The organism is Nocardioides sp. Root682 (assembly GCF_001427795.1).
Lineage (GTDB): Bacteria > Actinomycetota > Actinomycetes > Propionibacteriales > Nocardioidaceae > Nocardioides.
Genome location: NZ_LMHJ01000001.1, coordinates 2,401,274 through 2,415,335, shown reverse-complemented (window position 1 = coordinate 2,415,335; position 14,062 = coordinate 2,401,274). Strand labels below are relative to the sequence as shown.

The following is a 14,062-nucleotide window of genomic DNA, read 5'->3' as shown; positions in this document are numbered from 1 at the left end:
GCAGCGGTCAGGGCAGCAGCGTCCGCCCCTGCCAGGTCCCGTGCTCGGACAGTGGCCGGAACCGCATGAACGCCGACTCGTGGTGGAACTCGCGACGCCGCTGCTCGGCCATCGCGACGGTGTGTGCGGGCTGCTCGCCGACGCCCTCACTTCGCCCGTGCACCATCTCCGTCATCTCCCGGACCGTGCGCCAGATCGAGAACGTCGAGAACGTGTGCGGCGGGCGCATCGCGGCGGTGGAGAACACCGCAGCGGGGTGACCGGCGACGAGGCGCTCCACCGGCTTGCCCCAGGAAAGGAACCGCGGCAGCTCGCGCAGGCGGAGCCGGGCCAGCGTCACCGCGACGATCGGCTCCTCGGGGTCCCAGTCACCGGCCTTCTGGGGGAGCGGCGCGAGGGCGGCCACCTCGCCGTACCGACGCAGGAACTGGAGGCGCACGTGCCAGCCGGTGGCGAGCCTCTGCCCGAGCGGGTGGGTCGCCAGGAAGGCTTCGAGCGCGGCCTCGTCCTCCCACGCTGCGAACACCGCGAGCCGCTTCAGCTGCATTCGTTCCAGCGAGATGGTCGGTGAGCCGAGCCGCATCATCGCGAGGGTCTCCGCATGCTTCATTCCCGGTACGGCGCCCGCGCGGGGCGGGCGGAGCAACGCCCCGCTCGTGGAGCGGGGCGGGAGCTCGGCCAGGTGGAAGGAGTGCAGCACCGGCTCATTCAAGCAAGCGCCGCCGGCCCGGAGGTTTCGAGGCTCGCTTCGCTCGCACCTCAACCACCGGGTCGCCGTCAGCGACCGGTCGGCACCAGCACCCCGTTCTGTGACTCCCAGGAGGTCGGCGACGACTCCACCGCCACCACAGGAGTACGACGCTTCGGCCACGCCCGGTCCCCGAGCAGCACCAGGATCGCGGGCAGCACGACCAGCCGGATCACCGTGGCGTCGATGAGGATCGCGGCCGACAGGCCGACGCCCATCATCTTCATCTCCATCATCGACAGGGTCGCGAAGATGGCGAACACCGACACCATCACTGCCGCAGCACTGGTGATCACGCCGGCGGTGTCGGCGATGCCGCGGTGCACGGCGTCCCTGGAAGACATGCCCGAGTCGATGAGCTCGCGGATCCGGCTGAGCACGAACACGTGGTAGTCCATCGACAGGCCGACCAGCACCACCAGCACGAACACGGGGATCCAGTCGATCACGAAGCCGGGGCTGGTGAAGTCGAGCAGCGACTCACCCACGCCGTGCTGGAAGACGATCGCGAGGATGCCGAACGCGACGCCGACGGACGCCAGGTTGAGCACCGTCGACACCACGCCGAGCAGCACGCTGCGGAACGCGGCGATCATCATCACCATCGTCAGCAGGAGCACGAACCCGAGCAGGAACGGCATCCGCGCCGACTGCTTCTCCGAGCTGTCGAGCGCCTCGGCCGCACTGCCGCCGACGGCGTGCTCCGCACCGGTGAGGTCGTCGAGTGCGGCCGGCACGAGATCGGTCCGCAACCGCTCGATCGCCGCACCTGCGCGGTCATCGGACTCCTCGTAGGGCATCGGCAGGTCGAGCACCGCCGTGTTCCCGTCGGCAGAGACCTGTACCCGCGCACCGTCCGTCGCGAAGTCGTCGGAGCTCCCGGCCTCGTCAGCCAGCCGTTCCAGGGCGGCCTTCGCCGCCGACGGGTCTGCACCGGTGACGACGACCTGCGCGGACGTGCCCTCGCTCGGATAGGCCGCGGTGATCGCGCGGAACGTCTGCACCGTGGGGATGTCGCGGGGCAGCGTCTCGGGCGTGGCCTGGTGGGTCTTCATGGACAACGCCGGTACGGCGAGCGCCACGATGCCGACTGAAGCGACGACCAGGGCGGCGACGGGATGACGGACCACCGGGCCGAGGAGGCGTCCGCTGATGGAGCCGGTCGTCGTACGACGGGTGAGGCGCCAGAGCAACGGGACCCGCGGCCGGTCGACCCAGCGACCGAGCTTGGCGAGGAGTGCCGGCAGCACGGTGATCGAGCCGAGGACGGCGACGGCCACGACGATGATCGAGCCCGTGGCCAACGAGTTGAACGTGACGTCGGTGAGCACGAAGAGCCCCGCCAGTGCGGCGATCACGGCGCCACCGGACACCAGGATCGCGTGGCCGGAGGTCTCCGCGGCGATCGCGACGGCGTCGAGCGTCGTACGGCCGGCGGCGCGTTCCTGGCGTTCGCGCTTGAGGTAGAACAGCGAGTAGTCGACACCGACGGCCATGCCGATCAGCACGATCATGCTCGTCACGGTCGGCTCAGCGGGCACGAGCAGCGAGACCGGCGCACTGATGCCGATCGTGGCGGCCACGCTGGTCGCAGCCAGCAGCACCGGCAGGCCGGCGGCGATCAACGCCCCGAACGCCAGCAGCATCAGCACCAGCGTGATCGGCAGGCTGATGAACTCCGCGGAGTGCAGGTCCTCGGCGACGCGTTCGTTGATCGCTTCGTCGATGGTGACGTCGCCCGCCTGCTCGACGACGAGCCCCGGATGGGCCTTCTGTACGGCGGCCGTCGCCTCCAGCAACGGCTCGGCATCGATCTCGTCGGAGGTGAGCTCGACCGGCACCAGCAGGGCGCTTCCGTCCTCGCTGGCGACGGCGTCCCCGACGCCGACGACGCCCTTCACGTCAGCCAGGGACGACGCGACCTCAGCCGCGGCCGCCCGGGCATCGGCGGTGTCGAGACCCCCGCTCTTCGACGTGATCAGCACGTTCTCGGTCGGCGGGTGGTCGAGGCCGGCGGAGTCGAGCATCGCGTCGGCGCGTCCGGACTCACCGATCCGGTAGTCGGAGTCCTTGACCTCGTTGGGCGACACGGTCATCGCGAGGCCGACGGCGAGGGCGACGAGGAGGAACCACGCACCGATGGCGCGCCACGGATGGGTGGCGCTCCACCGTGCCGCGCGGGTCGGTAGCTGGGCGAGCGGGTTGGACATCGGGACTCCTGGGGCTGGTCGGGGGGAGAGGAGGGGTGTCTCCAGCGAATCGCTCCGGGCGCCGCGCGTCAGGGGTGGAGCGTCCCGGCCCGGGGTGGTGCCTGCACCCCTGTCCGCCAGCGGTCGACGCGAGAGACTGGGTCCATGACTGCTGGCCCGTACGCCGACGACCTGCGCGCCGACGACCTGCGGGCCGACGACCTGCGTGCCGGTCGCTGGGCGGCCACCGGCTACGCCGCGCTCCACCTCCTGCTGTTCGTACCGGTCGTGGTCGTCTTCGTCCTGGTCAAGGTCAGCGCGGTGCTGGTCGTGGTGTGGGTCGGCGTGCTCCTGCTCGCGGGCCTGTTGCCGCTGATGCGCGCCCTGGTCGGCGTGCACAGGTCGATCGCCGGGCGCCTGCTCGGCGTGCCCCTCGTGGCGCCGTACCGCCCCTTGCCGGGCGGCCTGCTGCGCAACCTCAACACCCGCGCCACCGACCCGATGACCTGGCGCGACATCTTGTGGATGCTGTGGGCGATGACCTTCGGGTTCGTCATCTCCCTGCTGGCGCTGATCCTGTTCGTCGGCGTCGTGACCTGGCCGATCTGGTGGTACGGCGTCGGCCCGCTGATGCGCGCCCGGGCGGCCGTCGACCGCGCCATCCTCACTGTCGGCCGGACCGAACGACTCGAGCAGCGGGTGCAGGTGCTGACCGAGTCCCGGGCCGTCGTGGTCGACCACTCCGCTGCCGAGCTGCGCCGGATCGAGCGCGACCTGCACGACGGCCCCCAGGCCCGGTTGGCCGCGGTGTCGCTGAGCCTGGGCCTGGCCGAGGACCTGTTCGAGACCGACCCCGAGGCGGCCCGCCGGCTCGTGCTCGACGCGCGGTCGAACTCGTCGGCGGTGCTCGGCGAGCTGCGTGACGTCGTCCGCGGTATCCACCCCCCGGTGCTGGCCGATCGGGGTCTCACCGGTGCCGTCTCCGCGCTGGCGCTGGACATGGCGGTGCCCGTCGAGCTCGACCTCTCCGTCGAGTCACGGCTCCCGGCGCCGGTCGAGTCGGCCGTCTACTTCACCGTCGCCGAGTGCCTCGCCAACGCCACCAAGCACGCCGGTGCCTCCCGCACGTGGGTCCGCCTGACGCACGCGGACGGCCTGCTGCGCGGCGAGGTCGGCGACGACGGCCGCGGCGGTGCCGACCCCCGCGCCGGCTCCGGCCTGCAGGGAATCGCCGCGCGCCTCGCGGCCTTTGACGGCACGATGGCCCTGTCGAGCCCGGTCGGTGGCCCGACCGTCGTCAGCTGGGAGGTCCCGTGCGCGTAGTGCTCGCCGAGGACCACGCGCTGCTCCGCGCCGGCCTCACCCAGCTCCTCGAGGCCAAGGGCTTCGAGGTGATCGCCGCCGTCGACAACCTCCCCGAGCTGGAGCGCGCGCTCGCCGACCCCCGCGCCGAAGCGGCCGTGGTCGACGTACGCATGCCACCGACGTTCACCGACGAGGGCCTGCGGGCAGCGATCGCGGTGCGCGCCGCCCGGCCGGGATTCCCCGTGCTGGTGCTGTCGCAGTACGTCGAACAGCTCTACGCCCGCGAGCTGCTCGCGAGCGGCGAGGGCGCGGTCGGGTACCTGCTCAAGGACCGCGTCTCCGACGTCGCCGAGTTCGTCGACGCCGTACGACGCGTGGCCGGCGGCGCGACGGTGCTGGACCCCTCGGTCGTGGCAGCCGTCCTCGACCGCCGCAAGGACTCGCCCATCGAGCGACTGACCGACCGGGAACGGGAGGTGCTCGCGCTGATGGCCGAAGGCCGCGCCAACGCAGGGATCGCCGAGTCGTTGGTGGTCACCGAGAAGGCCGTGGCCAAGCACATCAACAGCATCTTCGCGAAGCTCGACCTGCCCGCCGACACCGACGACCACCGCCGGGTCCGGGCGGTCCTTGCGTGGCTGCACGTCTGATCCACGTGCGGATGCGGAAACGCCGGTGCGGACAAGGAAACGCAGGTGATGCGCTCGTGTCGATCCGCTGACACGGTCCGCAGCGACGATCGACCATGACCATTCAACGCTCCGTGGCCCGTTTCGCCGGCGTCGCCGGCATCGTTGCTGCTCTTGCCCTGATCAGTGCGACGCCTGCGTCCGCCCATGTCACCGTCACGCCCACGGTGACCAGTGCCGGGTCGTACACCGTCCTCACCTTCAGCAACGGGCACGGTTGCGAAGGCTCCCCCACGACGAAGATCACCATCTCGGTGCCGGACGGGGTCAACGCCGTGACGCCGACGCGGCAACCCTTCTACGAGGCGTCGAAGCAGTTCGAGGACCTCGAACCCGCGGTGAAGGACGCGCACGGCAACGAGCTCACCGAGCGGGTCGCCACGGTGACGTACGCCGCCACGACGGCACTGCCCGACGGCTACCGCGACGCCTTCCAGGTGCAGCTCCAGATTCCCGAGGACATGGCCGGGGAGACGCTCGCGTTCCCGGTCGTCCAGACGTGCGCCGAGGGACAGACGGCGTGGACCGAGATCCCGTCCAGCGGCCAGTCCGCGGACGATCTCGAGCACCCGGCTCCGTCGTTCGTGGTGACGGCAAGCGAAGACGGGGCGCGCGGCGGTGCCGCGGACCGCTCGGCGGAGGCGGAGGAGGACGACACCGACGGCGGCAGCACGGTGGGGGTCGTTGGTGTGGTCCTGGGGGCGCTGGGCCTGCTGGTCGCCGGCTTTGCTCTGGTGCGCACGCGCTCCTCGTGAGCCGGTTTGCTGCGGCGCTGGCGTGCGTCGTCCTCACGGTGTTGTCGGTCGTGGGGACGGCCTCGCCTGCCGCGGCGCACGCATCGCTGGTCAGCAGCGACCCCGCGGAGGGTGCGGTCCTGCCCCGCACTCCTGACGTCGTCACCTTCACCTTCGACGAAGCTGTCTCGCTGACGGCCGGAGGTGTCCGGGTCTTCGATGCCACGGGAATCGAGGTGACCGCCGCCGCGGCCAGTCAGGACGCCGTCATCTCCGTCGATCTGCCCGATCGGCTTCCGGACGGGAGCTACGTCGTCGTGTGGCGGGCCGTCTCGGCCGACGGCCACCCGATCGCCGGTTCGCTGACCTTCGCTGTCGGTGCGGCCAGTCCGGAGGTCGTGCCTCCGACGCTGCGCGACGACGACGTGGCCGGCATCGGGTCGATGGTGGCGGTGCTCCAGGCGCTCGACTACGTCGGCCTCCTCGTTGCCGGTGGCGTCCTGCTGTTCCTGCTCTGGGTGCTGGCCGGCATCACGGTGCCGGCCGCGGTCCACGCGAGCCTGCTCGCCGTCGCTCGCGGCGCAGTCCGGTTGGCGGTCCTGAGTGCGGTGCTGCTGGTTCCCCTGCAGGCGGCCCATCTGCAAGGAGTCGGGCTCGACCGGTTGGCGGACCTGGATCTGCTCTCGAACGACACCGTCGTTGCGGGACTGCAAGCTGCGGGGCTCGTCGCGGCCCTGGCGTTCGCGCGCTCGGGTGCGCGGTGGGCAGCCTCGGTCGCGGTACTGCTGGCAGGGGTTTCCCCTGTCCTGGTGGGGCATTCGCGCTCCGTCGAGCCGGTGGTGGTGATGCTGCTGACGGACGTCGTCCACGTGATGGCTGGCCTCGTGTGGCTGGGCGGGCTGATCGCCCTCGCCATGGTCCTGGGACCTTTGCGCGGGCGTGCCCGCGACACCGGCCTGGTGCTGTCCCGCTTCTCGGGACTGGCGGCCGGGTCGGTCGTCCTGCTCGCAGCGAGCGGCATGCTGATGGCCTGGCGCATCCTGGGCGCCTGGCAGCCGCTGGTCGACACCGCCTACGGGCGCCTGTTGCTCGGCAAGATCGGCGTCGCGGCCGTGGTCGTCGCCGTCGCCGCCTGGAACCGGTTCCGCCTCTTGCCTCCGGTGCTTGCCCCGGGCGAAGGCGCCGGTCCGGTGTCCGGATCCGTTCGGGTCGCGGTGCGGGTCGAGGCAGCACTGCTCGTGCTCCTGCTCGCCCTGACCGGCCTGCTGACCCAGCACTCGCCGCGCGAACGCTCGGCGACGGCGGCACCGTCGCGGGGGGCCACCGCCGTCGTGACTCCGGACCTGAACCTTCACGCGACGATCTCACCCGGCCGACGGGGACCGAACACGATCACCGTCCACCTGCGGGACGGCGCCGGAGGGCCCGTGGTGCCCCGGGCCCTTCCGGACATCTCCTTGCACTCCATGGACGTCCACCTCGGCTCCCAGCCCGTCGTCGCCGGCGCGCCCGGCACCTACGTGGTCACGGCCGTGCTGCCGACCTCGGGGACCTGGACGTTCCAGGTCGGCGTCCGGATGTCCCGGTTCGAGAACCCCGTCGCGACGCTGGAGCTCGAGGTGTCCTGAGCCGCGTGCTCGCCAGCGTGGACGGTGGACTACAGCTCGGGACGGTAGCGCCGCAGAGCCGTCGTGAACTCGGCCGGAGCGACCATGCTCGCGTCGATGGCGTAGGGAGCCAGGCCGGTGCGGTGCACCAGCACCTTCCACTTGCGGCTCTCCGGCGGGTGTGGCATCTCCAGTCGGAACCCGGGTTTGCTCAGGTCGAACCGGTAGTGCGACCTGGACGCGACGATGTCGAGCGTGCCGTCCTCGATCTTGAGCCTGGCCGGCGACGAGCTGGACCGGAACCCCAGCACCAGGAAGGCCAGGGACAGTGCAGCAGCTGGTACGACGGTCGTGGCCGTGGGCTCCTGGTAGGCGAGGTGGAGCGCCCCGAGGGCCAGCGCGAGCAGGACCATCCGCAGCACCATCTGCAGGACGACGGAGATCCACCGGGACGCGCCGCGCCGCTTGAACTCGACAACGCCTTCGGGCACGTCCATCGTCTGACGCATCGGGTCCGGGACGTCGACCTGGGCGGCAGCGGCGTGCCTGGGAGGGGTCGGGACCTTCGGCGACCTCTGTCGTCGTCGCCGGATGGCGTTGATCACGATGTCCACGAGGACGAACGCGGCCAGGCTCGCTCCGAACATCGGCAAGTACCAGCCGAGCACCACCGCGACCAGCACCGCCACAGCCGCGAGCGGGAGGGGGACCTGGCGCAGGGCGGGAAGCGGGGCGGGCGGCAGCTGCCCGCGGTACGGGCTGCGTTTCCACCACATCCGGTAGCCACCGGCGATCAGGACGATCGTGGCGACGGCGAACACGGCGAGCAGGACCTGGTTGGCCAGGCCGAACAGGGTGCCGGTGTGCAGCTCGATGCCGAGGGTCCGGATCTGGGCCAGCAGGGAGTAGTCGTCCCAGCCGATCTGCTCGGTGATCCGACCGGTGTACGGGTCGACGGCGACGGCGGTCCGGTGGACGGGCAGGCCGGGCGAGGTCTCGGTGACCGTGAACACCTGCCCCGGCGCGGCGGACGGGGTCACCTCGAGCGTCCCGCTCAGGCCGCGGTCGCGCGCCGCGTGCAGCACCGCGTCGACGCCGATCGGCTTCGCGGGGACCGGGACGTCGACCGGTGCTGCGCCGAGGCGGGGCGGCCGCGCGTCGAACAGCCGCGGTCCGGCGAACGGGCTCATCATCAGTCCGGTCACCCCTGTGACGAGCAACAGCGCGAACGCCCAGAATCCCAGCGGTCCGTGCACGGACTTCAGGCGGAGCTGTGCGCCCTTGCCGCGTGGGGCGGGAACCAGGAACTCCCGGGCGGTACGCGCCCGGCGCCCCTGCTTGATCAGCCAGAGCAGGAGCCCGCCGACGCCGATCACTGGCAGCCAGCTCGCCGCGGTCTCGGAGTACAGCCGGCCGACCTTGCCGAGGTGCAGGTTGGCGTGCAGATCACGCAGCCAGACGTTGGCGGGCAGCCGCCCGTGTTCGGTGTTCATCTCGCCGTTGATGTAGTTCGTGTAGGGGTCGACGAAGACCGTGCGCGCATGGCTCGGGTCGCCGTTGCCCGGCACCGACAGGTTCACCCGCGTGGTGCGGTCCGGCTCGGACGGTGGCACGACCGACTGGAGCTCACCCTCCGGGTGCGCGGCCAGTGCCACAGCGACCTGTTCGGCCACCGGGCGTCGCTCCTCGCCGACCGTGTCGACGAAGAGCTGGCTCGCATAGAGGCTCTCGTGGATCTGCGGGCTGAACACGTAGACGAGCCCGGTCAGGCACAGGACCAGCAACAGCGGGGCGACCAGGATCCCGGCCAGGAGGTGCACCCGGCGGGCGAGCGGGCGCAGTGCCGCGCCCACGGTGCTCGTCGGCCGCCGCCGCTCCGGGCGCGTGGGGGCCGGTCGGAGGTCGGTCGTGGACACCGCGGCCGGAGCGCCGACGGGCGCACCCAGGCTCGGGTTCATCTCGCTCGTCCGGTGCGATCGCACCGGAGTCCTTGCGTCGGAGACTTCGCTCATCGTGCTCCCTCCGGTTCGGCCCTGCGCAGCCGCTCGCGGTAGAGGGGTGCCACCCCCGTGCCGACGATCACCACCGCCAGCGCGCCGTACACGATCAGCTGCCAGCCGGCGGTCGTGATCGCCGCCGTGAGCAGCAGCACCGCAGCGCTCACCGGCATGATCCGGGCAAGCAGCCGCGCGGCGGGCGCCGCCTGTCCACCGGCTCGACGCAGGACTGTCCACCGCATCACGGCCGCGCCGACGCCGACGGCAGCCGCGAGCAGGAGCGCGATGCCTGCGAGCAGGTTGAGCGGTCCCGGTCCCGCCGGTGCGTGCGGGCGGGCGAAGATCCAGGTGGCCGCCAACGCCGAGGCGGCACCGAGCACCGTCGCGGCGGCCGTCCAGCGCTCGAGCGAGGACCGGGCGGCCGCGCTCCGCAGGAGCTGCCAGAAGCCGAGCGTGAGCGGCAGCAGGACGAGGAGCCTGGCAAGGTACGCAGCCCCGATGTCCGACTTGACCGTCCCGGCCAGGAGAGCCGGGTCGAACGCGTCACCGAGCGAGGTCCGGGCGGCGTAACCGCCGAATGACAGCAGGGACACGAGCGTCGCCAGCACCATGGTCGTCCACGTGTACCGGAGCAGACGGCGCGATCCCCGACGGCGGGCGCCCTCAGGCCAGGCGACTCCGAGCACGAACACGGTCCCGACACCGAGCACCAGGGCGGCTGTCGCGAAGGTTTCTGCCACCGTGTACACCGTGACGACGACTGGGTCGCGGTCGACGACGAGCCCGGGGACGGCGGTGAACCTCGCCGCGGAGTACACCGAGAAGGTCGACGAACCGATCATCGGCTCGAGGGTGCTGGACGGCACCGACCAGATGACCGTGTAGATCCCCTCGTAGCGGGTCTCCGGCATCGGCACGGCAATCGCGTCGTCAGCACCCGGCGGGTTGTACGGACGGGTCGACACGAGGCGCTCGCCTGCGGGACTTGTCATCTGGACAGACGTGAGCTCCGCGGGGACAGGCCGGTCGAACGTGATCCGGACCTCGTCGGGGGACTTGACCGTCTCGCCGTCCCCCGGGCTCAGCGAGATCAGTTCGGGGTCACCGGATGTTGATGGCAGGACAGTGAGCAACACTCCCCAGCAGACTGCGACCAACACGACCAGCCCGGTCAAACGCCAACGGAGCTCGGGGTGGGGTGGGGTGGGGACAGCCCGTGCGTGAATCTCCTGCGCCGTCATCGGCAAGCCTCCAGCATGAAGGGGAACAGTTGGGGGGTGGTGATGCGAGCGCCGGCAACGAAGGCCTGGCAGGAACGGTCCGGGGCTGGGCAGCGCTGCCCAGCCCCGGACCGTCGGTGATTCAGCCAGTGATCAGCAGGCCGACTTGCTGATCGGGTTGATCTGCTCGCAGGTCAGACCCTTTCGCCAGGCCGTCGGGATCTCCTGCGACCAGCCGTTGTAGACCAGCGGGATGGCCAGCACGCCCTGTCCACCTTGACCGGGGTGCGCGACGAGCTTGTCGTCCATCTTGGTGTCCGACGTCGGCCCCAGCACCAGCTGACCGGCGATGGCGGCATCGGAGATGTCGCCGTCGTTGTTCGGGTCGATGTCGATGACCTGCGTGGCGTTGGAGAACTTGTTGGAGACGTAGGCGTAGTAGCCGCCACCCTTCTTGGCACCGAAGTTGGCGCCGTGGCAACCGGCGTTGCACGGCAGGTCCTTGATCACCTTGTTCGTCTTCGGGTCAATCACGTTGACCGTCTGGGACAGGGTGTTCACCGCCAGGAGCGCCTTGCCATCCGGGCTCACCGGGAGCTGGATGGTCAGCCCGCCCCACGGCTTGCCCTTCTCGGGGCCGGTCTGCGTGTCGTAGTTCTCCCACAGGTCGATCGTGGAGTTCTTGGCCACGCCGCCGTCGGGGGTGGCACAGGCGTCCTCCTCCAGCGACACGCACGACACGCTCATGCCCAGGAAGTTGGACATGTACGCCTTCTTCGAGTCCGGCGTCATCGACGTGGCGATCGGGAACGCCCCGACCGGCTCGTGCCTGACCTTCCCCGAGTCCAGGTCGACGATGACGGCCTCGTCGGTCATCGTGTTCGGCGCGACGACCGTCTTGCCGTCATGGCTGGTCCAGTGCGCGTGCGGGTGGGGGGTGATGCCACTGTCCGGGTCGACGTGGATGCGCTGAATGATCTTCGTGGCGCCTGGCGTCGCTTCGACGATGTCCGTCCCGGCGTTGATGCCGATCGTCAGGTTGTCGTTGCCTGGACGGGTCATCACGTGCGCCGGGTTGGGCCCGACCTCGAGGCTCCGAATGAACTTGCCGGTCGCCCGGTCGAAGACGTCGGTCTCGTTGTCGAACCACTCGTTGCCGTAGATGTACTTGTAGTTCTTGTCCGTCCACATGTTGTGGACGTTGTTCAAATTGATCTCCGGGGCTGCGATCTTCCGATCGATCGTCCAGTTCTCGGCATTGATCTTCGTGATGGAGCCGTGCTTGGTCTTCCCGGCGTAGTCCTCCATCTGGGTGGCGATCCAGACCTCACCGACACCAGGGGTGGTCGGCGCCTTCAACGCGGGCAGCTTCCGCGGGTACGAGAACTTCTTGTCGTAGTACGCGTCCAGGTTCGGGATCAGCACCGGCTTGCCGTCTGCGTCGTACTGCAGGATCGGGGCGGGCGGCTGGACCGGATTCCAGGACACCTCCTTGGTGTTGCTGAACTGCTGCCAGTTGTTCGGGTTGGTGATGGTGAAGAAGGCGTTCACCAGCCGCTGGATGATGTCGGCGTTCGAAGGAACGGCCTCGGGCTTGCCGTTGACCACCAGCTTCTCGCCGAAGTCGAGACCCAACGTCAGCGGGTCGTCGACCACGACGGCGCCGAGCATGTAGGGCGCGACCGAGTCGGTGAAGGCGTACAGGCCCGGCTCGGTGAGCTGGATCGTCTTCTTGCCGTAGAAGGCGCCTCCGTTGTCCATGTACGGGAAGTTGTCCGCGCCCTCCGGGGCGATCAGCCCGATCGGGTTGCGGATTCCCTCCGACTTGGCGGGGTCCACGTTGAACGTGACGGTGACCGGGGGCCCCTTGACCGCGAAGTCCGAGAGGGATTCCAGGACACCCATGAGGTCCACGCCGACCGGTAGAGAGGTCAGGTCGACCGGCGCGCCTGCCGGCATGCTGGCGACAGTCGTCTTGAGCTCGCCGATCAGCTTCTTGGCCTCGGCGGCCTTGGGAGCCGCTTTCGGCGAGGACTTCGCGAGGCCCTGCACGGCGGCCAGGGTCGAGTCGAGGCCCAGCAGGTCGGTCAGGCCGCCGCCCTCTCCACCGAGGACTTTGCCGAGGCCGAGGCTGCTGCCGCCGCCGCCGAAGAGCCCGCCGAGGACGTTGTTCACCAACGACAGATCAGTCGGCAGCACGGGGCCACCGATGGTGGGGATTCCGACATTGGGTACGCCGACCCGGGGGAGCACGCCGACCGCGAGGGACGTGCTGCCGAAGAGGTTGAGACCGGAGTCGAACCATCCTCCGTTCTTGTCGGTCAGGTCGAAGGTGATGGGGAGCGGTCCCACCCCGATCGGATTCGGGCCGTTGTTCGGACTCGGGGCGTCCGGATGGCCTGATGCCGGCATCGCGGCCAGCGTCGTCATGGTGATCGCCGTGGCCGCCACCACGGCCACTGCGCCGAGCCGCCGTCGCTTCATGGACCCCATGAATCCTGGGGGAGCTGATTCGGACATGAAGGTTTCCTTTCGTATTCGCACTTTGTTCGAGCTCCACTGGGACAACTCAGGAGAGCGCGTGGAGTGAGCCAGTCAATCCCGAGCCTGTTAAGGGCCTAGACCTTGAGAACTACCTGATTCGTAAACAGGTCCTCAGGTCCTCACGAAGGAATTGGAAAGGCGACGGAGAAGTCAACGGCGGGGTGCCGCTGTCGACAAATACATCTCCTCGACCCCGGCTGCTCGGACAGGATCTCGAAGGCGCGCGAGCACCAGCCGCCGATAGGCAATTGGATGGTGGCGGGCGGGCCACAGGCGGGCAGATCCCGTGGGCGCCGTCAGTACGGAGGTGTTCTCACGGCGCTCCACGGCGATCGGTGAGATGTTGTTTACTCTCACGTGCTGTCACCGCGACAAACGATTAACCGCCCAGGCGGCAGTACAGCACTGTTCCTCACGGCGCTCCACAGGAATTGGTAAATGTTGTTTACTGCCACGTTTCATTACGGCGAAAAACCATTTACCGGCTCGAATGTCCGGCGGCGTCAGTGCGGCGCTGTTCTCACGGCATTCCACGGAAATCGGTGAGATGTTCTTCACTGGCGCGTTGCATTACCGCGACAAACCGGTCCGAATTGGTCGGTTAACTGGCCGCTTCAGCGTCGAAGACCATCGCGCCTCAGGATCCGGGCCTTCGCCCGCGACATCCGGAACAACTGCCAAAGGAGGAGAAACCGTGCCCCGTCTCACCTATGTCTACGAGGACGGCTCCCGTCGGACGGTCGAGGTGGCTACGGCCACCAACCTGATGAAGGCAGCCCTGGCCCATCAAGTGCCCGGCATCATCGGCGAATGCGGAGGCGCGGCGACCTGCGGCACCTGCCACGTCTACGTTGCCCACAGCACCGAGCAGTTCGCCCCGCCCTCCCCCGACGAGGAGGACATGCTGGAGTGGACGGCCTCCGAGCGGGCCGCGAACAGCCGACTGAGCTGCCAGCTCACCCTCACCCGTGCGGACGCCGAGCTGGTCGTCCACGTCCCGAGCAAGCAGGTCTGAGGTGCACGGTGTCG

At 69.6% G+C, this 14,062-nt stretch carries 10 protein-coding genes; 5 read left to right on the top strand and 5 right to left on the bottom strand.

What is annotated here, in order from left to right:
- Positions 1–7: 7 nt before the first annotated feature.
- Together ASD84_RS11365 and ASD84_RS11360 are read right to left on the bottom strand one after the other, a co-directional pair.
- Complete coding sequence (locus ASD84_RS11365) at positions 8–700, bottom strand: hypothetical protein (protein WP_056710114.1); 693 nt, start codon at positions 698–700, stop codon at positions 8–10.
- Between the two features lie 77 nt (positions 701–777).
- Positions 778–2,958, bottom strand: a complete 2,181-nt coding sequence (locus tag ASD84_RS11360; protein ID WP_056710113.1) for an MMPL family transporter — start codon at positions 2,956–2,958, stop codon at positions 778–780.
- 144 nt (positions 2,959–3,102) lie between these two features.
- Here ASD84_RS11360 and ASD84_RS11355 point away from each other — a divergent pair, with 144 nt between their 5' ends.
- The 4 genes from ASD84_RS11355 (at position 3,103) to ASD84_RS11340 (ending at position 7,293) form a co-directional block, all read left to right on the top strand.
- Positions 3,103–4,260 (top strand): sensor histidine kinase, encoded by a 1,158-nt coding sequence (locus tag ASD84_RS11355; protein WP_056710111.1) that lies wholly within the window; start codon positions 3,103–3,105, stop codon positions 4,258–4,260.
- Positions 4,251–4,892: a response regulator gene (locus tag ASD84_RS11350; protein WP_056710109.1), complete on the top strand. Its 642-nt coding sequence runs from the start codon at positions 4,251–4,253 to the stop codon at positions 4,890–4,892. The genes ASD84_RS11355 and ASD84_RS11350 overlap by 10 nt, the downstream gene beginning before the upstream one ends.
- A gap of 95 nt (positions 4,893–4,987) precedes the next feature.
- Positions 4,988–5,686 carry a YcnI family protein gene (locus ASD84_RS11345; protein WP_056710108.1) on the top strand — a complete coding sequence of 233 codons (699 nt, stop codon included), beginning with the start codon at positions 4,988–4,990 and terminating at the stop codon, positions 5,684–5,686.
- Complete coding sequence (locus ASD84_RS11340; RefSeq protein ID WP_056710106.1) at positions 5,683–7,293, top strand: copper resistance protein CopC; 1,611 nt, start codon at positions 5,683–5,685, stop codon at positions 7,291–7,293. Before ASD84_RS11345 ends, ASD84_RS11340 begins: the two co-directional genes overlap by 4 nt.
- Positions 7,294–7,322: 29 nt before the next feature.
- On the opposite strand, the gene ASD84_RS11335 is transcribed toward ASD84_RS11340, so the two are convergent.
- The 3 genes from ASD84_RS11335 to ASD84_RS11325 form a co-directional block, all read right to left on the bottom strand.
- Positions 7,323–9,284 carry a PepSY-associated TM helix domain-containing protein gene (locus tag ASD84_RS11335; protein WP_200954492.1) on the bottom strand — a complete coding sequence of 654 codons (1,962 nt, stop codon included), beginning with the start codon at positions 9,282–9,284 and terminating at the stop codon, positions 7,323–7,325.
- Positions 9,281–10,405: a copper resistance protein CopC gene (locus tag ASD84_RS11330; protein ID WP_056710104.1), complete on the bottom strand. Its 1,125-nt coding sequence runs from the start codon at positions 10,403–10,405 to the stop codon at positions 9,281–9,283. The genes ASD84_RS11335 and ASD84_RS11330 overlap by 4 nt, the downstream gene beginning before the upstream one ends.
- 237 nt (positions 10,406–10,642) lie before the next feature.
- Positions 10,643–12,973 (bottom strand): YncE family protein, encoded by a 2,331-nt coding sequence (locus ASD84_RS11325; protein ID WP_056710102.1) that lies wholly within the window; start codon positions 12,971–12,973, stop codon positions 10,643–10,645.
- 754 nt (positions 12,974–13,727) lie between these two features.
- On the opposite strand from ASD84_RS11325, the gene ASD84_RS11320 reads away from it, so the two are divergent.
- Complete coding sequence (locus tag ASD84_RS11320) at positions 13,728–14,048, top strand: 2Fe-2S iron-sulfur cluster-binding protein (protein WP_056710097.1); 321 nt, start codon at positions 13,728–13,730, stop codon at positions 14,046–14,048.
- Positions 14,049–14,062: the final 14 nt, after the last annotated feature.